The organism is Microcoleus sp. Z1_B2, assembly GCF_036700325.1.
GTDB lineage: Bacteria > Cyanobacteriota > Cyanobacteriia > Cyanobacteriales > Microcoleaceae > Microcoleus.
Genome location: NZ_JAUBOQ010000002.1, coordinates 192,834 through 214,714, shown reverse-complemented (window position 1 = coordinate 214,714; position 21,881 = coordinate 192,834). Strand labels below are relative to the sequence as shown.

Below are 21,881 nucleotides of genomic sequence, written 5' to 3'. Positions count from 1 at the left end.
GATTTCTAAGGCTTTGTCGTAGTCGGCTATCGCTTCTGACAATCTGCCTAAATTAACCAGTGCATTGCCCCGATTGTGCCAGGATTCGTGATAATTTGGTTTGATTTCTAAGGCTTTGTCGTAGTCGGCTATCGCTTCTGACAATCTGCCTAAATTAACCAGTGCATTGCCCCGATTGTTCCATGATTCGTGATAATCTGGTTTGATTTCTAAGGCTTTGTCGTAGGAGGCTATCGCCTCTGTATATTCTTGAGCAGATTCATACAATACACCTTGTAAAAAAAACAATTCGGCTTTTTGTTCTGGCGTTTGTCCCTCTAGATTAATCAAAATTTGAATCATCACCAATTCCTGTTTTTTTGGGAAATTTAAAGTTTGTTTGTTTTCTATATTCATCATTTATTCCTCTTCATCAAACTCTTATTTTTTCAAGTATAACCCTAGGGTGCATCAGGGATAAATCCTTGAGTAATTGGTTAAAAATTTCGGCCATGACGCACCTTAAAATCACTATTTTATCAGGTGCGTCGCTATAAGATTGTCGAAATTTAGTTAATAATTTTTCATGGCGACACACCCTACCACTAGGCTAATAATACCTGAGCCGCCGTCAGCACTAATTCTGGAAAAGTGGGCGAAACAATTTGTTCATTCTCTATAAACTGAGTGCGGTGATATTTGCCTTCAGCATCTAGCGAAAAAACAAATGCCGTCGGATTTTTCGGGTTTCCCAAATACTCTCTTTTGCCAATTGCTAAATAATCAATAATCCAGTATTCAGCAATCCCCAAGCGTTCATATTCATCTAGCTTGTCAACATAATCGTCTTCCCAATTAGTTGATACTACCTCCACTGCTAACTGAATCGGCGATTCGAGTGCGGTATAGGATTTGCGTTCATCGCGCCACAAAGTGCGATCGACTACGCTGACATCAGGAACTCGTCCTTGTTCTATACCTTCTTTTGTGGTAGTTTTAATAGTGATACCTCGCTTGACTACATAGTTGAGTTTCAGGCGATCGCACTCTCGATAAAACTGTCTGTCTGTAAATTCAGCCACGTCATCGGGATTTCTGGTAGTTGCCATTTTGACAATCTCTCCGTTCACCAATTCATAAATACCATCTTCCGGGCAAATAGCAATAAATTCGTTAAATTTTAATTTTTGTTTGGTGGTTGCAATCATTGTTTAAATAATCCCTAAAGTTGCAGCCATATCCTCCGGTTCTGCGTTACCAGGCTTTGCTTGGAAACGATTAGTTTCTTAGTCTCGGGTTGCGCGGACTTTGTTTGTGTAGTAGCGATTCCAAATTATTTTTTCATCACTTACGCACTACGACTAAAGAAACCGGGTTTTTTACCGAATCTGCGCGTTACAACGAAGTATTTTTGTAAAAAACCCGGTTTCTGCTCTCCCATGCGTAAGTCCTAAGAATGCTGCCGCACCCTATTTTTAAGCTTGATACTTTTTCAGAATAGCAACTTTTTCCGGGAAGATTTCGATCGCCATTTTGTCATCATAACGAGTCGCGAGCGATCGTCTCACCTCGCCCAAAAACAGCGGCTGCGACAGCCCAGGTTCAGGATGTACCACTGTACGAACCCGGATGGTCATGTAGTCTCTGCCACGCCCAGAGCGCCCTGGAGAGTACAAGTCCGCAGCCGCTTGCCGCATCGTTGCTTCTAATTCAGATTCCGTGATCGTAGGTGGCACAGTAACTACTGTTTGAGCGCCGCCAGTATCGTAAACTAAAGAATAGCGCACCGCACCCGGAATTTCTGTACGGGAAAACAGTCCCAAACCCAGACCAAATATACTCGCAGCAATTACTCCCATAAAGCTGGTCACTCCCACCAATCGGAAGCGAAAACCCCATTTGAAGATAAATGCTATAACTGTTAGAATAGCTAAAGCTCCTGTCAGAATTCCCGCCCATTGGGCGTACATTAAAAGGTTAGAATTTACGTTCATTTGATGATTTGTTGACTGTTGACTGTTGACTGTTGACTGTTGATATTAGTTACCGATACCCGATGCCCAATGCCCAATGATTAATTAAGCGTTTCGGGCCACAAGCAGATAAGTCATCATATCGCCTTTCCCCTTCACTGGAATCACGCCGCGCTCCTCAAAAACGTACTTACCCCGCAGGCGTTCGTAGGTAGCAACTGTCACCTGAATGCTGCCGGGGACGCCTTGAGATTCCATCCGGGAAGCTGTATTTACCGTATCTCCCCACAAATCGTAAGTAAATTTTTTAGTACCGATTACCCCAGCTTCCACGGGGCCTGTGTGGATGCCGATGCGGATGCTGAGCGGCTGACCTCCCTTGGTACGGATCTTAGTCATTGCTGCTTGAATTTCCAGGGCCATTTCCGCGATCGACTCGGCGTGGTCGTCGCTGGGCGTCGGCAAACCGCCAACCACCATATAAGCATCGCCGATCGTCTTAATTTTCTCAAGTCCGTAGCGCTCGGCCAACTCGTCAAAAGCCGAAAAAATTTCGTTGAGCAACTCCACCAATTGGGCCGGCGATAAATGAGCCGAAAGCTTAGTAAAACCGACCAAATCGGCAAACATCACTGTCACCTCAGCGAAACTGTCTGCGATCGTAATTTCCCCGTGTTTCAGGCGCTGTGCGATCGCCCTCGGTAAAATATTTAACAGCAAACGCTCGGACTTTTCCTTTTCCTGGGCCAACTCATGTAAATACGCCTGTTCCTTATCCCGCAGTCGCTTCTTTTCCAGACAAGCGCTAATCCGAGCCTTGAGCAATACCGGATTGAACGGTTTAGAAAGATAATCCTCCGCCCCCAACTCTATACACCGAACGATACTGTCGATATCGTCCACCGCCGAAATCATAATCACCGGGATGTAGCGCAACTTTTCGTCCGCCTTCAGACTTTCGAGCACCTGATAGCCGTTCATTTGCGGCATCATAATGTCTAGGAGAACCAAATCAAAAGGATGGTTTCGCAACATTTCCAGAGCTTGGAGACCATCTTCAGCAACAGTCACCACATGGCCTTGACGCTGAAGTCGGCGGGCCAGCAAATCGCGGTTTACCTCATTGTCGTCAACAACCAGCACGCTGCCCTCGTCACCTTTCATGTCAGGGCCTCTTTGAGAAGAGTTTCAATTTTACCCAAAAGTCGGGGAAACTCGACCGGTTTAGTGTCATAGTCATTGCAGCCTGCAGCAAGACACTTTTCACGATCGCCCGCCATTGCGTGAGCCGTCAGCGCAATCACCGGAATCCTGCTAGTTTCAGGAGCCGCCTTAATTTGCTGCGTTGCTTGCCACCCGTCTAGAACCGGCAGACTCATATCCATCAGAATCAAATCTGGTACTTTCGCGAGCGCCATCGACACCCCCTCAGCACCGTCAACAGCAATAAAGACCTCGTGTCCCTTGCGGGCCAGACGCCTGGAAAGCATATCCCTGTTCATTTCGTTATCTTCGACCAACAGGATTTTAGCCATTGGTGTTCTCCTTGCCTTTCGAGTCGTACCTGCGATCGAACCTGTCATTGACTATAGAGCGAACATCGCGCAACAAAGTATCGCAACTGTAGACTCCCTTTTGTAGCACCCGCTCGACGTAGCCGTTTAGCTGCTGGCTTTCGGTCGGTGTCAAATTTTTCCCCGTGATCACAACAATCGGTATAGGATCTCCCGAATGGGATTTACGAATTTCCCCGATCAACTCAAAACCATCCATTTCTGGCAACATCAAATCCAGTAATATCAGGTGCGGGCGAGCAACTTTTAGCCGATCGAGAGCAGCGCGTCCGCTATCAGCTTCCGTTACTGCCCAGCCTTGTGTTTCTAGTACGCATCGCAGTATTTCGCGCGTGGCAACGTCGTCTTCCACAATTAGAATCTGACAGGTCAAATTGTTACTTGCAACGCCGTCTTGGTCGCGTCGGTACTTGTTCAACAAGGCAGCCAGCCGTTTGCCGTCCACTGGTTTGGTGAGGTAGTCCGAGGCACCCAATGCAAAGCCGAGGCTTTTGTTGCCCACAAAGGATAGCAGGATTACGGGAATTTCGGCAAGGTCAGGATCTGCCTTCAGCGCTGAGAGTACCGCCCAGCCGTCCATTCCGGGCATAATCACATCCAGGGTAATGGCGTCTGGCCGTAGTTGCTTAGCCAGCCGGAGAGCTTGCTCGCCGCCGCCGGCGACTTCTACGTGCAGTCCTTGGCGACTGAGGGCGCGCTGGATTAAATCCCGCGAGATCGGGTCGTCGTCAACTACCAGCACCGTGCCGATAGCGGGGGCGTCGGGAGGGTTTGTGCTGTCGTGAACTTTGTTGGGGATTTCCGGATGTTTGATGGCTTTGGGCAAGAGCACGGTGAAAGTGGTGCCGGAGCCCAAGGTGCTGCTGACTTCTATGCTGCCGCCCATCATTTGACAGAAGCGCTGGCTGATTGCTAGTCCCAAACCGGTGCCGCCGTACTTGCGAGTAGTCGAGGCATCAGCTTGGGTGAAAGGTTGGAAAACTCGCTGCAATTGCTCTTTTGTCATGCCGATGCCGGTGTCGGCGACGCGGAAACTTAAAAATTCGGAGTTGGAAATTAAAATTTGGGAAGATTCCTCTTGATTTTTCATTTTTAATTGTTCATTTTTAATTCTTTCCACTCCGATCGCAATTCTCCCGTTTTGTGTGAACTTAGCAGCGTTGCTGAGCAAGTTAAGCAGCACTTGCCGCACTTTGGTCATGTCCGCGTGCATGGTGTCGAGGTTGTCTGGACAGTAAACTTCTAGGGTATTACCGTTTTTCTCGACCAGCGGCCTGGCCGTGGCAACAGCACTTTCAATTAAGCTATGAATGTCGAAGGTTTCTAAGTAGAGATCCATTCGGCCTGCTTCAATTTTAGAAATATCTAGGATGTCGTCAATCAGGGACAGCAGGTGTTTGCCGGCGCAGCAGATTTTTTCGAGGTCAGGGACGGATTCGCAACTGCCCAATTCTTCGGCTTCTTCTTGGAGCATTTCGCTGTAGCCGATTATGGCATTGAGGGGTGTGCGAAGTTCGTGGCTCATGTTGGCGAGAAATGTGCTTTTTGCCCGGTTGGCTGATTCTGCTGCTTCTAGGGCCAACTGCATGGCGGATTCTGCTTGTTTGCGATCGGTGATGTCTTGGACTGTGCCTTCGTAGTACAAAACCCTGCCGTTTTCGTCGCAGATGCTGCGCGCGTTTTCGGAAATCCAGATTGTGCTACCGTCTCGGCGGTATATTTGGGATTCAAATTTTGACACTTGGCCGCGCGCGCCCAATTGGGCCATAAACTCGGCGCGCCGATTGGGGTTCACGTAAAATTGATGGTTGATATCGGTGAGTTCGGCAAGCATTTGGGTACTGGATTCGTAGCCGTAAATTCGAGCTAGTGCGCTATTGCCGCTGAGGTAGTACCCGGAAGGCGTTGTCTGGAATATGCCTTCGACTGCGTTTTCAAAGATGCTGCGGTATTTTGTTTCGGATTGTCTCAAGGCTGCTTCTGCTCGCTTGCGCTCTAGGGCATTGGCGAGCATTTCTCCTACCATTTTTAGCTGTGTGGATATTGTGGATATTTCGGTTCCTCGACCTGCTGTTTGCTTTAAGCCCTCGAATCCGAGAAATCCTACTAGGTTTTTACTACAACTAATTAGGGGAATAATTATCAGCGATTGGATATTTTTTAGGTGTTTTTGTGATTCTAATTTATTGATGGAAGCGCCCATTGCAGGTATTGAGGCGGTTGCTGTTTCATTGACTGTTTGGGATGGGGAGTCTGTCTGGAATTGGGCTGGATTTTTACCGATAAAATAGGCAATTTCGGCGATTGCTGAGGGCGGGATTTCGCCAATTTCTGGAATATAGAGGCATTCGGCGCGATCGAGCTTTTCTGCAATCCAAGGGATTTGTGCGATGTCTATTGGTTTGTCGGTGCTGTTTTTGACTGCCGGAATGCTTTCGCCGCACCACTCGTAGGTTTTGTCGGCGCGGGTTTTGTCTTCAGATAACAGGTAGATGTAACTGCGGTCAAACCCGCTCAAGGTGGCGATCGCTTCTAGGGTTTGATCGATGCCTTTGTCTATTTCTGATAAGGGCTGGCTGATGAAATGGGTTGACAAACGGGCAATCAATTGAGCGAATTCTCTTCGATACTGCAAAGATTGTTCTTCTTTTTTGAGTTCGGTAACGTCTCGAAAGATCCAGACTCTACCGACTGTTTTCGATCCGACTTTTGATGGCAACGAATTTAATTCAAAAATTTTTCCGTCTTTAAATTCTAATAATTCGCTGATTTGAGTATCTGAATCTGCCGACACTTTAATCGCGTTTTCGAGAAATATTTGCGGGTCTTGTAATTGTTCCCGGGCGTTGGGTAATCCTGTTTCGATCGTGTTTTTGACTGTGCCGAAGGTCGATCGGCTCAACTTTCCTTGGCTGGCGGACAAACCCCACATCTCTAGAAAATTCTGATTATAATTACATATATTGCCGTTTCTGTCAACCGCCAAAATTCCTGCATCTGTAGATTTTAGAACTGCTTGCAGTATCGAGAGCGATTGCTTGTGTTCTCTAATGTCAAAAATGTCAAAAAACACCAAGACTGATATTTCGCTGCCCTCAACGGCGGGATGGAAAAAATAGGAAACTGGTAAAATCTTGCCGTCGCGACACAAAAACTCGTCGTCCCAATTGTTGCAAGGTTGACCCGAAGCGATCGCCTGTTGTAAATCTAGTGTAGGTGCGATCGGCCTATCTTCACTCTTGCTTGCCGACTGTTTCGGAGCCGTCAAAACTTGGGATTTGTTGCCTTTGTTTTGCTTTCCGATGCGCTCTAGCAGGGAAACGCCTGCAAGTTCCGACTCTCGCCATCCCAGCAAGCGTTCTGCCTCTGGATTCACCGAGATTACACAGCCCTTTGCGTCAAGGATACACAATCCCGCTCCCCAACTGTTGACACTCGCCCGCAGTCGATCGAATTCTGAAGCTGTTGGAGAGTCTTGAGGGGACTGGGGGGAGTCTGTTAAATCCTTTAACGCCACTGTCTCGTTGTTCAAGCAATCCTGCTGCTGAAGTTCTTGCTGATTCTGAACTCCGTCATAGCTACAACTTACCTGCTCTAATAAAAGCTGCCACTGCTCAGCAGTGGGAGGAGGAGACTCGCCGACTAAACCGAGCTGTTCGAGTTGGCGCTGGAGGTGGGGGTGCATATTTTCTGGCACTTTGTAGGCAACTTTCTACAGTATATCTTTTTAATTAATAGTATATATACGTAGGTATACGGTTAGGGGAAAACTACGCGATCGAAGTCTATCACAGGTTTTCTTGAGAAGCCGAGGGATCATCTCTGCTCTCCAAAATCTTTCAAACTGCGCTAATTATATTTATATCCTAATGGCTTTATTGATTTGGCTATATGTGGAATTTTTTGATACGTGATAGCGAAATAATCAGCAAATTGCGGAGGCTAATAAAACCGACAACGCTCGAAAAGAAATGTCAATAAATTATTATTTGTCAGACTTTTCGGTTGAGATGGAAAGTTCGGTGAAAATAGCTGGCAGCCGAATAGTAAAGGTAGAACCTTTGTCCACCTCGCTGAATGCGGTAATGTCTCCGCCCATCATTTCGCAGAATTTCTTAGTAATCGTCAGCCCCAAACCAGTGCCGCCGTACTTTTTAGTAGTTGAGGAATCTGCTTGGGTGAAAGGCTCAAAGATTCTGGCTAACTGTTCGGGACTCATGCCAATGCCGGTATCTTTGACCGTAAAAATGATCCAATCTTGAGCGGAAGATAATAGAGACAAGCTATTTTCATTTTGGCCACCTCCTCTATACGCTCCAAGTGTTTTGCCTTTCTTTGCAGAGTCGGCAGGGGGTTCGACGGATCGGGTAACGGCAAAGGTAATCGCGCCGGAGCAAGTAAATTTCGCGGCATTGCTGAGGATGTTGAGCAGAGACTGCCGGAGTTTAGTCAAGTCGGTCTGCATTGAGCCAATATCATCGGGGCATTGTATTTCTACAATATTGCTATTTTTGTCTGCCATCGGCGCGATCGTGGCAACTACTTCCTCAACCAGAGTTGAAATGGTGAAGGTTTCGAGGTCGAAGTCGATGCGACCTGCTTCAATTTTGGTCAAGTCGAGAATATCTTTAATCAGCGCGAGTAGGTGCTGGCCGGCCGTGTTAATTCTCTGGAGGTCGTCGATGAACTCTTCGGCACCTAGGTCTCGGGCGTCTTCTTGCAGGATCTCGCTGTAGCCGATGATGGCGTTGAGGGGGGTTCTGAGTTCGTGACTCATGTTGGCGAGAAAAATGCTTTTGGATCTATTTGCAGCTTCGGCGGCTAATGCGGCGCGGCGGAATTCTTCGGAACGCAAGCGTTCGGTGATGTCGGTGGTCATGATTAAAACGCACTGAGTGCTGCCGAGGTGGATGAGTTCCACTGACAGCAGCCAGTCGCGCACTTCGCCGGCTTTGGTGCGAATTTTGATTTCTTGGTTGCTGATCGAATTTTGTGATTGCAAAATCTGGGCGAGCCGCCCCCCGTCTTCTGAATTGACAAATATTCCTAAGTCGCTGGGAGTGCGGCCGAGAAATTCGTGCCGCAGCCAGCCTAATGAGCGCAAAAAGCTTTCGTTGGCATCGAGGAAGCATCCGTCTGTGAGGGTGCAGATGCTGATCCCGACTGGGGAGGCGTGAAAGGCTTTGGAAAATCTTTCTTCTGAAGAACGCAGGGCGGCTTCGGCTTGCTTTCTGTCTGTGATGTCTTGGACGGTGCTGGTGATGTAGAGGGAGGTGACGGCGGCTTGTTCGTAGACGGTGCGGTTGCTACCGTCGGGAAGTATGAGCCTGTAGTCGATGCTGTAAGGCTGTTGCTGAAATAAAGCGGCTTCGATCGAGGTTCTGACTAATTCTCTGTCTTCCGGGTGCACGTATTCCAAGAAGGCTTCCAGGCTGGGTTCAAAAGTTCCGGGTTCCTGTCCCAGGATGCGGTAAATTTCCTCTGACCATCGCAATTGCTGGGCGTTGCGGTCTAAGTCCCAGTTGCCTAGCTGGGCGATGCGTTGGGCGTTAGCGAGGCTGGCTTCGCTGGCGCGCAGGGAGACTTCTGCTTGGTGGCGTTCGGCGACGGTGGCAGCTAAGACTAAGCCGGTGACGGCGATGACGGCGATGAAGGCTTGCAGGGATAACAGTGCTTGGGGGATACTGCTGGCGTGTTTGAGGAAGGGGCCGCTGCCTCGGGCGATACCCCAGATGGCGAAGCCGCAGAGGATGAAGTTGGAGAGGGCGGTGTAGCGCTGACCGAATCGAAAGGCAGCCCAAACTACTAGGGGAAATGGTAGGTATTCGAGGGGATAGCGGGCGTAGGCGGCGCGGGTGCGGGAGCAAAAGACGAGCCAGCCGACTGCTAGTAGCAGCAGCAGCCAAATCGCTCGTTCAGCTATCTGTTTGCGATGGGTGGGGACTTTGGGCAATTGTTGCCACGTCAGTAGCAGCGGGGCGACGAGCACAATTCCCATGGCGTCTCCGACCCACCAAGTCCCCCAAATCGTGCCAAAATCGCTCCAGCTAGATATACCACTCAGGCATACGAGGATGCTGCCGATGGTGGAGCTGATCAGGGTAGATCCCAAGGCTGCTAGTCCGACTATTCCTAAAACGTCTTTGAGCCGATCGAGCCCGGCGCTAAAGTTAAGGCCTTGGAGTAGATAAGTTCCCGTCCACGCTTGCAGGCTTCTGGCGCCTGCCGATATCAATGCCGTGGCGATGTTGGCCGACGGTACGCTCATGCTGAACAGGAAGCCTCCGATCGCGATTCCCGGCCACAGTTGCCGCCCAAACAGCAGCAGGGCGACTTGGGCAATTCCTGCTGCTGGCCACATCGGGTAAATTTCTGAACTGAGGGTGAGGGTGGAAATGGCGAATTGCGACGCCCAATAGTAGACCAGGGCGATCGCGCCTACTGCGAGGAAGTACCGCCAGGAATGTCCTTTGATTGCGTTAAGGAACTTTGTCTGCATGGTCGTTTGGGGAAAAGGTGGACGGTTGTTGGGGTCTCAGTATGTGGCACGGGACAGGCACAGGGTAGAGAAAATGTTTCTATTAGGTGATGGTAGGTCATGGGTGGTAGGTACTGGGAGAAGCTTTTGAGCTAACTTTTTGTGGTGCCGTTGAGGGAGCGGTTTTTTTGTTCGATCAAATCTGCCCATGAATTTCGGGAGTATCGCTTTTTTGTAAATATATCTCTAATGGCTAAGCAATTGGTTTGTAAATTTTGGTTTTTGTTAAAAATTTATTACCGAGCGACAGCGGGTGTCTTTTTGTGTCGGGCGATCGTAACTCAATGCACCCTAACATCTTGCACCCCGATCGATAATACCTAAAATACCTAAAATACCAATAACAGAGACGTAAAATCTCTGCTTTTAGGTATGTTTGGGTCAATAAACACGGTTTCTGATTAGAACAGCAGGCGGTAGTTATTTTCACTAGATTTTTAACCAATCAATCAAGGCTTCAAGTCTTGCGCTTGGATACAGTGAAAGCGGATATATTACAGCAAAAAAAAATTTTTTGTCTATTTCTCTTTGGCTGTTGCAATATCTAAGGTTAGTGTCAAACGCTCTTGAGATTCTTTAAGGGCGTCTTGGGGGTTGCGGCCGAGAAGGGTTGCCTCTATGGCGCGACCGAGGTTTTCTGATAGGCGGGAGTAACCTGATATAATGGGTCGCGCTCTAGCTGAGTTCATTTGTTCTAAAAATACTTGCAAAACAGGGTTTTTTTCCACAAAGCTTTGATAAGCTTGGCTCTGTCTCGATTTTAAGTTAATGGGTAAATAACCTGTTCCCAATGCCCATGCTGTTTGGAATTCTTCACCTATAACGTATTCTAAGAATACTAGGGCTGCTCGCTCTCGTTCTGGCGAGGTTTTCATTAAAAATAGGTTTTCACCCCCTACGACGGCTGCGGGGCGTTTGAGGATGGGTAAAGGCATTGCTCCGTAGTCGATCGCGCTTTGCTGCAACTGTGCTAGCGTCCACGGCCCGGTGATTTGCATGGCGACTTTCCCGGCGATGAAATTGTCGAGTTCGTAACCGCGTTCGGGTGCTGACAATATTGCTGAACCTTCTTTTAACAAGTCGCTCCACAATTCTAAGGCGGCGTGAGAACCGGGATTATCTATTTGGGGTACAGGATTTTGAGGTATTTCGCCTTTGAGTTCGCCCCCTGCACTGAACATGAATGGCAGCCAGGTAAATACTGTCCATTCTCCTTTGCCTAGGGGGAGCACTATGCCGTGTTGGTCTGTGCGGCCGTCTCCGTTGGTGTCTCGCGTGAGCGATCGGGCTGTTTGCTTTAATTGCGCCCAATTCTGGGGCACTTTTTTGATTCCTGCTGCTGCAAATAAGCTGGGACGGTAAAATATGGCGACGTTGTTTGTGCCTAGGGGAACTGACCAAATGTGTCCGCCGAGTTCCATTGACTCGAAGAGTGCCGGGTAGATTTCGGCTTTCCGGGGCGATTTGTCGATCCAGTTTTCTAACGGCACAATTGCGTTTAGTTCTGCTAGTTTTCCGGCACTTGTAGGACTATTCCACAGCAAATCCGGCGGTGCATTTCCAACTATTGCTGTTAGAATTTTTGGCAGTTGTTGGTCGGGCTGACCGATGTAAATTGGTTTGATCTGGATGTTGGGATGTGTTTTGTTGAATTTGTCTGTGAGGGCTTGAAATACGTCGCGATTGGGGGGGGGATTGATGCCGTGCCACAGTGTGAGTTCGATCGGTTCGCCGTTTTTCGATGCGGGGGTTGTGCGGTTTTGACAGCCGCTTAATATTAGCAAATTTAAGGTAATTAAAATGCAGATCGCTAGTTTTAGTGGTCTTTTAATTGCTTTGGATAATTTGGAGAATATCATTTTTTATTTAGATTCAGGGAAGCAGACTTTTTTAACTGCAGATGAACGGGGATGGACGCGGATAGTTAGAGGTTGGTAAAACGAGCTAAATCTCGAAAATCTGCTGGTAGCTGATTTCTCTCTCCATCGGAGGTGTTTTGAAACAAAACAGTGAAAGCTCCTGCTCCTAGTCTATCTTGCGGCCACATCCGATAGCAAGGAATTTCTGTCAGGTGCGATCGATATTTTTCTAAATGAGGAACAGTGACTGGCCCCAATTCGGGGAATTTGCTTAACTGCCCTTCGCTGACTTGTTCATTTTATGCAGTTGAATAAGTGCAGCTCATGTATGCAAGATAACTTTGGGGCTCTACAATTTTAGCAGAATTGGCTAAAATTATTTTTTGGCGATTGGCATTGCTGTTGATGGTGACATTACAGCGGATTCCAGGTTTATAAAGTACACCCCAGAAACCGGGTTTCTTCTGGATTTCTCGCCAGAAACCGGTTTTATTCAAGAAACCCGGTTTCTCTGTACTTCACTTACCTGGAAAGTGCTGTATGAAAGCAGCCGGGTGCTTGTCTCTTTTTGCTAAGAGTGATTTACCAATACAAGGAGCATCTACTATTACTAAATTAGCCGTTTGTGGTATTTTTTCGGCAAGTATTTTTGAATCGACGTTGGCGGCGGCTGATGGTTGAATTTGGCAGCGTCTTAAATTAGAGATCGACATTCCCATGCGTTTGCCTATGGCTTCGTTGCACAACAGCAATTCTGGGTTTAATGTTTTCCAGGCAAATATACTTTTTCCTCCGGGGGCGGCGCACATATCTAATATTACTTTGATTGGCTGCGGTATTGTTAATAAGATAGAGGCGGCGAAGATTGAAAAAAAGTCGAGACAGTAGTAATGTTCTGCTTGATGTAAGGAATGTTTTCCCGGCTGGGATTCTAAGGCTAGTCTATCTACAAATTGGGGTTGCCAAGAAACTGGAATTTCGAGATTAAATGGGTTTTATGTTGGTTGTGGTTGCAGCCACAAAATAGCAGAATTAAAAGCTTGGGGATTAGTGACGGCGTGAATAAACTTTTCTTGTTCGGCGGTGTAGGCAAATAAGCTGCGGCTGAGTTTTAGCAGAAAATTCGACAATTATTTTCCTGTTCTAGTAGATATGCTAAAATTGAAATTAGCAGTAAAAAATGTAGATTATATGAAAATTTTTACTAAAACAGTTCTAGTTAACTTGGGAAGCATAGATGCAAATGTTGTTGCGTATATAAAACTCATTGGTTTTGAGCGATCGAGTTGGGCTGCACCTGAGTATCAATCGAGATTTTTTTTGCCGATCGCACAACTCGGAACAATTATAGAAGTGTATAATCTAGAAGCAAACTATTATTGTTTTAGCCGATCGATAAATATTACACGAGTCCGGTGAGTGAAAATACTCATAAACTCGCTTGTATCATAGCTGCTACGCGCTGAATAGTCTGTATAATATACTATGGTTTTTTGCCATTACCTAATTGACGACTAATGAGTAATGACTGAGGACTACTTACTAATAACGAAGAATCTATGAAAATTGTTTTTTTTGGCACTCCCGACTTTGCTGTCCCTACTTTATCCAGTTTGCTAAGCCACCCAGAATTTGAGGTTGTGGGTGTAGTGACTCAGCCGGACAAACGCCGGGGAAGAGGCAATCAATTGATGCCTTCACCTGTAAAAGATGTGGCTTTAAATCACAGTCTCCCGGTTTTGCAGCCGCAACGAATCAAGAAAGATGCTGAAACCATTGCCAAATTGCGAGAAGCGCAGGCGGATGTGTTTGTGGTGGTAGCTTACGGCCAGATTCTTTCTCAAGAAATACTCGATATTCCTAATTTGGCTTGCGTTAATGTTCACGGTTCAATTTTGCCGAAGTATCGCGGTGCGGCGCCGATTCAGCGCTGTCTTTTTGACGGGGAAAAGACAACAGGAATTACTACTATGCTGATGGATGCTGGGATGGATACTGGGGCGATGCTGTTGAAGGCTTTTGCTGGGATTTCGCTGTTGGATAATGCTGATTCTTTGGCGGATAGGTTGGCGGAAGTTGGGGCGGATTTGTTGATAGAAACGTTGGTGAAATTGAGGGACGACAAAATTGAAGCTGTTGTTCAAGATGATGCTGAGGCGACTTATGCGCCGATGATTAAGAGTGCCGATTATGTGCTGGATTGGTCGAAAAGTGCGATCGCCCTTCACAATCAAGTTAGGGGCTTTTTCCCGGATTGCACGACGACTTTTCGCGGCAATTCTCTGAAGGTGATAGCTACTGTGCCCGTCGGGCCGGAATATTGGCTGCAAATGCCAGCAGATTTGAGAGTTTTGGAACGCGAATGGCCTGTTTTAGCCCAGTTGTCGGGCGCAAATGGGGAAGTTGTGAAGGTTGTGAAGGGCTTGGGGGCGATCGTCCAAACCGGTGATGGTTTATTATTGTTGCGGGAGGTGCAGTTAGCGGGGAAAAAGGTGCAGTCGGGAGTGGATTTTGCCAACGGAACTCGGTTGGTTGTAGGGGAAGTTTTTGGGATGGTTGAAGTTAAGGAATGAGAATTAAATAACTTCCACAAGTTTGTGGGATGGGCGTCCCGCCCGTCTTTTTTGGACGGGCGGGACGCCCATCCCACAATAACAATTAAAATTGTAAGTTCTTTAATTCGCGATCCTAAGTAAATGAGTGGTAGGGAGAAACCGGGTTTCTGCGAATCATTTGGGTTGAGTAGGAAAAATATAGGAAAAAACCCGGTTTCTGAGATTGTGTGGTAGGGAAAATTTACATACCCGATCTTACCTAAAATTCTACCTAAAATTCAACTAAAACTTCCTCCGTACCACCCAACAAACCCTGCGCCGCCTCTAACATACTCTCCGCAACATCTTTCAAATCTTCGCGACTTGCCAGATAAGTTTTCAAAGCTTCTAAGGGTTCTATACTATTATTAGCATTCAATTCTGGTAAACGCGGCCTTGCTAACTGACTGACTAATTCCGGCTGGATTGTATAGCTGTGCGCTTCGCCCAGAAGTGCGTGCAATTCAGCGTTGTCGATTAAATCTAATTGTTCGGATCGCAATTGGTAAATTAATCTCACAACCGCATCTTGTATCTCTTTCTTGCTAATAGCTTTAACTAACTCGGCTTGCGGATTTTCCGATTCGGAAACATTCACTTTAATCGTCTGAAACACCCGCACTGGCAAAGCGCAAAATTCCCACTCTGCTTTCCCCCGTTCCAAATTAACTAACACAAAACCTTTATCTTCTTTCTCTTCGCTAAAGTCAACTCGTTCGATACTTCCGGGATAAATTACGGGCGGATTGTTGTCAGCGTTGAGATTTTGGTGTTTGTGTACGTGGCCGAGAGCAACGTAATCAAAACAAGGACGAGTTAGCATGGAAACGGGAATGTTAAAACCTTTGCCAACTGCTAAAAAACGTTCGGCGCCCAGACTTGCTTTATCTGCCATTAAGTGCGCTAAAAGTACGGTTGGTATGTCGGGGTTGAGGCGGCGGATTTCGCCTTCCATTGCGATCGTCAGTTTTTCGGTTAATAATTGGTTAACATCGCCCATAGACAGGCTTTCAGTCTCGGAACGTGTCATTAAGGTCGATCGAGTCAACCAAGGCAATGTTACCACCTGTACGGGCCCGCTGCGGGTTTGAATCAGGTGAGTGTCCAGGCGATCGCCTACAATAAACTTAGGTATCCCCAAAGTCCGATAAATCCCCAAACTCGCGCCGCCTTGTCCCTGGGAATGTTGGTCATGATTTCCTACTAGCAAAACCGTCGGAATTTGCGCCTCCACCAAGCGGCTGAATTGGCGAGCAAAAGCCTCTTTTACAAACGGTGGAGGCGTCGAATCCGGGAAAGCATCGCCGCCGAATAGGACTAAATCTACGGGTTCAGAAATTGCTCTATCCATACATTTGCTCAGCGTCGCCGCGAAGTCTTCCAGCCGCGTATTTAAACCAGTTTCGGGATTAATCCGGCCGTGGGAAAAGCCACTGCCCATGTGAATGTCTGAAAGGTGTAAGATTTTAATCATTGTTTTTTCTATTTGTTAGTTATCGTTTGGTTCGGAGTGAGGAGTGAAGTCCTCAGAAGCATGACTTGCATTCCTGACTGCGAACCCAAGAAAGTTGTTTTTCAGACATCACAATATGATGCCGGGGACTTTTTCATAGATTTCGCTAATTTCACAACTAAAATTCGCACTAACAAATTCTACTCTATCTCCTTGTCCGTAAGTTTGAGACACCCAATTTCCTGACTCGTTAAGCCGAAAACACTCTATTTTAATTTCAGATTGAGTGATGAGTACGTATTCTTGCAAACTCAGAGAAGTTTGGTAATCGACAAATTTATTGCCCCTGTCAAAAGATGCAGTTGAGGGAGATAGCACCTCAATAATTAGAGATGGATAGAGAATGAAGTCTTCGGTGGAACTTGTATCTCTTTCGTCGCAAGTCACCGCTACATCAGGATAGTAATAGCAATTTGCATCTTCCAGTCGGACTTTTATATCTGATGAAAGAACTAAGCAGGAACTCTCGCGGAGATGATTGTTAAGCAAACTTGCTAAATTTACTGAAATAACAATATGAGGTTTTTTTGCCCCGGTCATTGCATAAACGTGTCCGCGTCTGTATTCGTGTTTGATGGGGCTTACTCGCTCGCCTTCTAGGTACTCTTCTGGGGAGATGTAAAAATTATTTTTGCTAACAAACATTGATGTTTCCTCCAACCTTTTTATTTACCACTATTGGTTAATAATCGCACACCAGGCTGGGAAACGTCACTGCAGTTTCCCTACAAATTTAACAAAACTCCAGAAATCGGGCGTGCCACAGTTTGCCGCTTTCCGTCAAACCCTGCGATCGCACTTTAATTTTGACATTTTTGGGGTTAGCCTCGTAGAGTCGGGCAATTTCCTGCATTTCCTCCGCGCTAAACCCGGTTCCCACGGTTCCTACTGGGACTAATTTGCCATCAATTTCTTGCGCTACTTTGACGGCGCTAAACGGCCGCCCCGCAACTTTTGTCGCCGTCAAACCCACAATAAATAAATCGTGTTCTTGACAGTATTTAGTCCTCACCATCGGATATTTCTTAACATCTTTGCCGCCGACATACTGGCAGTTGTGCAACACCCAAACTTCGCCTTCTCTATTTTCAGATTCCTGCTGATTTGCCAGGACGAGTTTTTCGGCGGTGGTGCGAAATGTCGGTACAACTTCAAAGGCTGGGGATATATTTGCCAGAATTTCGCCAACTTCAACTCCCGCTGCAATTCGTTCGGATTCTGCCACGGTAGTTAAATCATTGCCTTTGAAAAACAAACTTTTAAAAATGGCATAAATTGCGCTGGGCTGGATTGTGGGAAAACCGCTTTCAATATTAACTGTAGCAGCTTGCGCGCCGGTGCGGTGTTCGCTGCCGGTACAGCTTTTGTAATACAGTTCGCCGTCTAAAATAAAGGTGCCAATTTTAGCGGCTGTGTCGATTAATGCCTGTTCAATTTCAATCGATGCTTGTTGCCGCAGGTTAGTCGATCGCGATTGGTAGTATGCTTTATCTGGCGTCGCGATGACCACTACTCGATTGCCGTCGCGCTTTGGCTGTCCCCAATAATCGGGATTTTCGATGTAATAAGAACGTTCGCTCGGCGCGTCCACCGGCTGCATGGTGACAATCCTTCCCGGCTGCAAATGCGGTGGCAATTCGGGAACTACGGGGTCATTAACAGTCTCTATTCTGGCAGCGGTAGTTGATTTTGCAGCAGGAGCAAGATTGGTGGTAGATTTGTTTGGAGTATTGAGGGCGATCGGCTTTTCTCCTGTTTCCAATTCAAACGCTCTTTTCCAAAAGCCGATCGCCATTTCGGGGTATCCTTCCGACTCCGCGCACAGTGCAAAACCAATAACTTTTGCCGTACCGATGCCGCGCCCGTAATCAGCTAAATACTGCACTGCCCCCGCTTCTCCCATCAAGTGCAATTCTCGCTGAACAATGCGATTGTTCCAGCGTTCTCGAATGTCGCCGCTAATTTTTTTGGCTGCTTTTCGCTTGGCTTCTGCGTATTCGGTGCAGTCCATACTGCCTCCTTTATGTAGGGCTATTTCTATACTATACTAAAGCTTGATTTATTAGTCAATCGTAATTGGAAAATTAGTTGGTGTGAATAAATTTAACTTTTTCATTGGTGAACTAGATTTATTTTTTTACCGCAGAGGCGCAGAGGGCACAGAGGAAGAGCAGAAAGAGAGTAATCTAAACTCTCTAATCCCCAATCTAAAATTGATATTAGGTAGCCCCAAAAAATGCTACTGTAGGCAAGAGCGAAACGATGATAATCATCCCTCCCTAATCTAAAATCTAAAATCTAAAATCTAAAATATAAAATTGTATGATTATCCCCTGGCACCTGTTATCACTTGGAAAAATTTAGGCGTGTACCTTTGTAAAAGACTACCCGCAGCCAGCGTTAGTAAAGTGGAAATTGTCAATATCAACAAATAGTGTATCATGACAGTTATCGAATTTGGCGTTTTTGACAATTTCTCAAAAACTTCCTTCAAAACTGTTACCGTCGGTTCGTGAGAAGCATAAACAAAAAATGCCAAACCCGAAAGATTTAAACACACCTTTTGCAGCTTCCCACCTACCAAATCGGCAGCGCACCAAATCGCCATCGTACCTACTACTCTGGTGCAGCATTCAAACAGGTGTTGGAAAGTTTCTATTTCGGATGTTTTCATTATTGCCAGCACAACAGCCATCGCTAAGTATATGCTTACGATCAAACTTTTTCGTCGATTGATCCAAGTTAAATCCAATTTTTGAACAGCAATCAGACATCCCAAATAAAAGAACAGTGGCCCCAACCACTGGATTTTAATAAAACCAAGTTGTAATTTCAGCAACCAAGGCGCGGCAAACAAAGCCAAACCTAGATAGGGTATCTTTCTAGCTACCAGTAAAAATACCGGAGATAGAATCACCATCGCGATTAAGTCCCGGACATACCAGAAATGAAATGCGATCGGATAACCGTTTCTGTACCCCGTCAAACAATCTATAAAATTGGCGAAGCTGTAGTCTTCAATGTATTTTTTGTAATGACCTTGAATAATAGAAGTTGTTGCCGGTATGTTCAAGACAATTAAGACCATTGCCAATAAAGCTAAGTTCCAAAATAAATAGGGAACCAGGAGAGTCCAAAACCGAGACTTGAGCTTTTCTTGGTAAGAATTTAGCGATAAGTTAAAACTTTTGAAAAAAAGAAATCCTGAAATAACAAACAAAAAAGAAACGCAGGAACCACCCCAAGTGCTCGCAATAAAAGTCTGGAAAAAATTGTCAGCATATCCCACAGAATTTATAGACGAGTGAATAGTAACAATCCCAATAATTAGGGGGAGACGTAATAATTTAATTTTCCCAGAAATTTCAGGCGTAATTTGCATTTTTTACTGACCGAGTGTATGGATAGATCGACCTGTATTTACATTGAGATGGCAAATTACCGTAATCGGTTTGCCGTCAATGCTAAGATAACATCGGATCGCGCATTGCGACCAATAAAGCCGTGAGTTGTGTCTTACTCGCGTTGAGTTAGCCCAATGGCGATCGCAGGTTTGATAATTTAAGATCGAGTTTAATTGTACTCTTATGATGCGATTGATTTTGTACACCAAACCCGGATGCCACTTGTGCGAAGGGTTGCAAGAAAAACTCGAACAGATTGAAAGCCTGAAGTTTCAACTCGAAGTCCGAGATATTACCGAACGCGATGACTGGTTTCAAGCTTATCAGTACGAAGTTCCAGTTTTGTTTAAAGCGCAGCCCCAACCAACAAATTCTGCTGGCGAGGCTGCATTCTCCCCTGAAGAACTTTTACCCCGTCCTTCTCCCCGCTGTAGTGTCGCCCAATTGGAGCAAATGTTACAGAAATATTTGCAAATCGATCTGTCACAATAATACAATTTACCCAAAAACTCAGGTTTTAATCCTGACTTCGGGGTGCTCGGTGTGCAGCTTACTCTAGGGCGAGAGCTTTTACACCGCGCACCAAAAAAACTTAGGCTTTGCACCGCCCACAGCAAAAACCTGTAGAGAGTGGCTCAAACAATGTGTTCCGCCAGTCATATTCAAGACATCCAAGTGAGGAGTTTTTCAGATGAAATTGAGAGAATTATTAGCAGCAGTTCCCAGCATTTCCTTTGACGCCCAACATCCCGCCCTCGATGTCGAAGTCAAGGGTTTATCCACTAATTCCCACGCTTGTCAGGCGGGCGATTTGTTTTTGGGAATGCCGGGAACTCGGGTAGATGGCGGAGATTTTTGGCAAAGTGCGATCAAATCTGGTGCAGTTGCCGCCATAATTTCCACCCAAGCAGCCGAGAAGACACCCCCCCAACCCCCCCTTAGCAAGGGGGGGCTAGAAGAGGTTCCTTCCCCCCTTAGCAAGGGGCTAGAAGAGGTTCCCTGCGTCATCGCAGCAGCCGATATGGCTCAAGTTTGCGGTCAAATAGCCACTGCTTTTTACGGCAATCCAGCTAGCAAATTAAAACTTGTCGGCGTTACCGGCACTAACGGCAAAACTACAACAACTCATTTAATCGAATTTTTGCTCAATGAAATGCAGTTGCCGACGGCAATTTTTGGTACGCTTTATACTCGCTGGCCGGGATTCCAACAAACTGCACTTTACACCACACCTTTTGCAGTTGACCTGCAAAAGCAATTAGCAGAAGCTGTAGTCGCCGGATGCAAACACGGGGTAATGGAAGTCAGTTCCCACGCTTTAGCGCAACAGCGAGTTTTGGGGTGTAGTTTTGAAGTTGCTGTCTTTACAAATTTGACTCAAGATCATCTCGATTATCACCGGGATATGGAAGATTATTTTGAGGCTAAATCGCTTTTGTTTGGTTCGGATTACCTCGCAAATCGCGCTGTGATTAATATTGACGATACCTACGGGCAGCGGATAGTTGAAACCCTCAAATCTGACCTAGTTTGGAGTTACAGCACTAGCGACAAAACGGCAGATTTGTATGCTTCAGATTTGCAGTATCAGCCTAATGGAGTTACGGGAATGCTGCACACTCCCAAGGGTGAAACAGCTTTTTCTTTGCCTTTAGTCGGTCAGTTCAATTTATCAAATATGTTGGCTGCTGTTGGTGCTGTTTTAGAATTGGGTTTAGATTTGTCCGCAATTGTGGAGAAATTATCTCAGTTTTCGGGAGTTCCGGGACGGATGGAACGGGTGCAAATTAGTCCCGACCAAGATATTAGCGTTATTGTCGATTACGCGCACACTCCAGACAGTTTGGAGAACTTGTTGAAGGCGTCGCGGCCGTTTATTCCGAGTAAGATGATTTGCGTGTTTGGCTGCGGTGGCGATCGCGATCGCACTAAGCGGCCGATCATGGGTAAAATTGTGGCAGAATTAGCCGATTTAGCTGTTGTTACTTCCGACAATCCGCGCACGGAAAATCCCGATCGCATTTTGGAGGATGTTTTAGCAGGAATTCCCGCCACAGTAAAGCCGATAGTGATGTGCGATCGCGCCGCTGCAATTCGCACTGCTATTATGGACGCTAAACCGGGAGATGGCGTGCTGATTGCAGGGAAAGGACACGAAGATTATCAAATTTTGGGCACCGAAAAAGTCCATTTTGACGATCGAGAACAAGCGCGAGATGCCTTGAAAGCCAGAATGAATTCGGTTAAATGAATTCGGTTAACAGTTAACAGTTAACAGTTAACTGTTAACTGTTAGCTGTTCGTGGGCTGTGAAATTTGTTGTATTTTTAAGTATTGATAGGACGATAGAATCTGATTGGCACTAGATTATATCTGATTAATCCTGAGACTAAACAACTCAAACTCATTGACTGTTGTATTTCTGCACTGGGAGAAGGAACGGAGTT

General features: G+C 46.3%; 19 protein-coding genes. 4 read left to right on the top strand and 15 right to left on the bottom strand.

What is annotated here, in order from left to right; genetic code table 11:
* The 11 genes from QT984_RS01840 to QT984_RS01790 form a co-directional block, all read right to left on the bottom strand.
* Positions 1-399, bottom strand: a 399-nt coding sequence (locus QT984_RS01840) for a tetratricopeptide repeat protein (RefSeq protein WP_333298364.1), incomplete at its 3' end; no start/stop codon positions are given.
* Positions 400-584: 185 nt separating this feature from the next.
* Positions 585-1,187, bottom strand: coding sequence for a Uma2 family endonuclease (locus QT984_RS01835; protein ID WP_333232196.1), 603 nt, complete (start codon positions 1,185-1,187; stop codon positions 585-587).
* Between the two features lie 267 nt (positions 1,188-1,454).
* On the bottom strand, positions 1,455-1,973 hold the full coding sequence (locus QT984_RS01830; RefSeq protein ID WP_333232194.1) for a Ycf51 family protein: 519 nt from the start codon (positions 1,971-1,973) through the stop codon (positions 1,455-1,457).
* 84 nt (positions 1,974-2,057) lie between these two features.
* Positions 2,058-3,116 carry an adenylate/guanylate cyclase domain-containing protein gene (locus QT984_RS01825; protein WP_333262279.1) on the bottom strand — a complete coding sequence of 353 codons (1,059 nt, stop codon included), beginning with the start codon at positions 3,114-3,116 and terminating at the stop codon, positions 2,058-2,060.
* Positions 3,113-3,487 (bottom strand): response regulator, encoded by a 375-nt coding sequence (locus QT984_RS01820; protein WP_015177895.1) that lies wholly within the window; start codon positions 3,485-3,487, stop codon positions 3,113-3,115. The genes QT984_RS01825 and QT984_RS01820 overlap by 4 nt, the downstream gene beginning before the upstream one ends.
* Positions 3,480-7,211, bottom strand: a complete 3,732-nt coding sequence (locus QT984_RS01815; protein ID WP_333372950.1) for a response regulator — start codon at positions 7,209-7,211, stop codon at positions 3,480-3,482. Before QT984_RS01815 ends, QT984_RS01820 begins: the two co-directional genes overlap by 8 nt.
* 300 nt (positions 7,212-7,511) lie before the next feature.
* Positions 7,512-10,025, bottom strand: coding sequence for an MASE1 domain-containing protein (locus QT984_RS01810; protein ID WP_333053228.1), 2,514 nt, complete (start codon positions 10,023-10,025; stop codon positions 7,512-7,514).
* Positions 10,026-10,582: 557 nt separating this feature from the next.
* Entirely contained in the window at positions 10,583-11,923 is a 1,341-nt protein-coding gene (locus QT984_RS01805; protein WP_333208317.1) for an ABC transporter substrate-binding protein, read from the bottom strand.
* A 65-nt stretch (positions 11,924-11,988) separates the two neighbouring features.
* A complete protein-coding gene (locus QT984_RS01800; RefSeq protein ID WP_333053225.1) occupies positions 11,989-12,180 on the bottom strand; it encodes a hypothetical protein in 192 nt (63 codons plus the stop codon).
* 261 nt (positions 12,181-12,441) lie between these two features.
* Positions 12,442-12,750: a hypothetical protein gene (locus QT984_RS01795; protein ID WP_333053322.1), complete on the bottom strand. Its 309-nt coding sequence runs from the start codon at positions 12,748-12,750 to the stop codon at positions 12,442-12,444.
* 168 nt (positions 12,751-12,918) lie between these two features.
* Positions 12,919-13,053: a hypothetical protein gene (locus tag QT984_RS01790; RefSeq protein ID WP_333267711.1), complete on the bottom strand. Its 135-nt coding sequence runs from the start codon at positions 13,051-13,053 to the stop codon at positions 12,919-12,921.
* Between the two features lie 61 nt (positions 13,054-13,114).
* Between QT984_RS01790 and QT984_RS01785 the strand changes: the two genes are divergently transcribed.
* Both QT984_RS01785 and fmt read left to right on the top strand, forming a co-directional pair.
* A complete protein-coding gene (locus QT984_RS01785) occupies positions 13,115-13,342 on the top strand; it encodes a hypothetical protein (RefSeq protein ID WP_333208315.1) in 228 nt (75 codons plus the stop codon).
* Positions 13,343-13,482: 140 nt separating this feature from the next.
* A complete protein-coding gene (gene fmt / locus QT984_RS01780) occupies positions 13,483-14,496 on the top strand; it encodes a methionyl-tRNA formyltransferase (RefSeq protein WP_333208314.1) in 1,014 nt (337 codons plus the stop codon).
* Positions 14,497-14,749: 253 nt separating this feature from the next.
* Here the strand turns inward: fmt and QT984_RS01775 are convergent, their stop codons facing one another.
* From QT984_RS01775 to QT984_RS01760, 4 genes are all read right to left on the bottom strand, one after another.
* Complete coding sequence (locus QT984_RS01775; RefSeq protein ID WP_333053220.1) at positions 14,750-15,991, bottom strand: exonuclease SbcCD subunit D; 1,242 nt, start codon at positions 15,989-15,991, stop codon at positions 14,750-14,752.
* Positions 15,992-16,099: 108 nt separating this feature from the next.
* The gene (locus tag QT984_RS01770; RefSeq protein ID WP_333372947.1) at positions 16,100-16,675 is read right to left on the bottom strand and encodes a Uma2 family endonuclease; all 576 of its coding nucleotides are present in this window, start codon (positions 16,673-16,675) and stop codon (positions 16,100-16,102) included.
* An 88-nt stretch (positions 16,676-16,763) separates the two neighbouring features.
* Positions 16,764-18,041 carry an ATP-dependent DNA ligase gene (locus tag QT984_RS01765; protein WP_333208311.1) on the bottom strand — a complete coding sequence of 426 codons (1,278 nt, stop codon included), beginning with the start codon at positions 18,039-18,041 and terminating at the stop codon, positions 16,764-16,766.
* Between the two features lie 315 nt (positions 18,042-18,356).
* Positions 18,357-19,412 carry an acyltransferase gene (locus QT984_RS01760; protein WP_333053215.1) on the bottom strand — a complete coding sequence of 352 codons (1,056 nt, stop codon included), beginning with the start codon at positions 19,410-19,412 and terminating at the stop codon, positions 18,357-18,359.
* A 208-nt stretch (positions 19,413-19,620) separates the two neighbouring features.
* Between QT984_RS01760 and QT984_RS01755 the strand changes: the two genes are divergently transcribed.
* Both QT984_RS01755 and QT984_RS01750 read left to right on the top strand, forming a co-directional pair.
* Positions 19,621-19,926: a glutaredoxin family protein gene (locus QT984_RS01755; RefSeq protein ID WP_333053321.1), complete on the top strand. Its 306-nt coding sequence runs from the start codon at positions 19,621-19,623 to the stop codon at positions 19,924-19,926.
* A 199-nt stretch (positions 19,927-20,125) separates the two neighbouring features.
* A complete protein-coding gene (locus tag QT984_RS01750; protein ID WP_333372944.1) occupies positions 20,126-21,685 on the top strand; it encodes a UDP-N-acetylmuramoyl-L-alanyl-D-glutamate--2,6-diaminopimelate ligase in 1,560 nt (519 codons plus the stop codon).
* The last annotated feature ends 196 nt before the right edge of the window (positions 21,686-21,881 follow it).

Bases quoted from the DNA above. Each gene is read 5' to 3' on its own strand.
- QT984_RS01835 (WP_333232196.1), bottom strand. From the start codon at position 1,187: ATGATTGCAACCACCAAACAAAAATTAAAATTTAACGAATTTATTGCT.
- QT984_RS01830 (WP_333232194.1), bottom strand. From the start codon at position 1,973: ATGAACGTAAATTCTAACCTTTTAATGTACGCCCAATGGGCGGGAATT.
- QT984_RS01825 (WP_333262279.1), bottom strand. From the start codon at position 3,116: ATGAAAGGTGACGAGGGCAGCGTGCTGGTTGTTGACGACAATGAGGTA.
- QT984_RS01820 (WP_015177895.1), bottom strand. From the start codon at position 3,487: ATGGCTAAAATCCTGTTGGTCGAAGATAACGAAATGAACAGGGATATG.
- QT984_RS01815 (WP_333372950.1), bottom strand. From the start codon at position 7,211: ATGCACCCCCACCTCCAGCGCCAACTCGAACAGCTCGGTTTAGTCGGC.
- QT984_RS01810 (WP_333053228.1), bottom strand. From the start codon at position 10,025: ATGCAGACAAAGTTCCTTAACGCAATCAAAGGACATTCCTGGCGGTAC.
- QT984_RS01805 (WP_333208317.1), bottom strand. From the start codon at position 11,923: ATGATATTCTCCAAATTATCCAAAGCAATTAAAAGACCACTAAAACTA.
- QT984_RS01785 (WP_333208315.1), top strand. From the start codon at position 13,115: ATGAAAATTTTTACTAAAACAGTTCTAGTTAACTTGGGAAGCATAGAT.
- fmt (WP_333208314.1), top strand. From the start codon at position 13,483: ATGAAAATTGTTTTTTTTGGCACTCCCGACTTTGCTGTCCCTACTTTA.
- QT984_RS01775 (WP_333053220.1), bottom strand. From the start codon at position 15,991: ATGATTAAAATCTTACACCTTTCAGACATTCACATGGGCAGTGGCTTT.
- QT984_RS01770 (WP_333372947.1), bottom strand. From the start codon at position 16,675: ATGTTTGTTAGCAAAAATAATTTTTACATCTCCCCAGAAGAGTACCTA.
- QT984_RS01765 (WP_333208311.1), bottom strand. From the start codon at position 18,041: ATGGACTGCACCGAATACGCAGAAGCCAAGCGAAAAGCAGCCAAAAAA.
- QT984_RS01760 (WP_333053215.1), bottom strand. From the start codon at position 19,412: ATGCAAATTACGCCTGAAATTTCTGGGAAAATTAAATTATTACGTCTC.
- QT984_RS01755 (WP_333053321.1), top strand. From the start codon at position 19,621: ATGCGATTGATTTTGTACACCAAACCCGGATGCCACTTGTGCGAAGGG.
- QT984_RS01750 (WP_333372944.1), top strand. From the start codon at position 20,126: ATGAAATTGAGAGAATTATTAGCAGCAGTTCCCAGCATTTCCTTTGAC.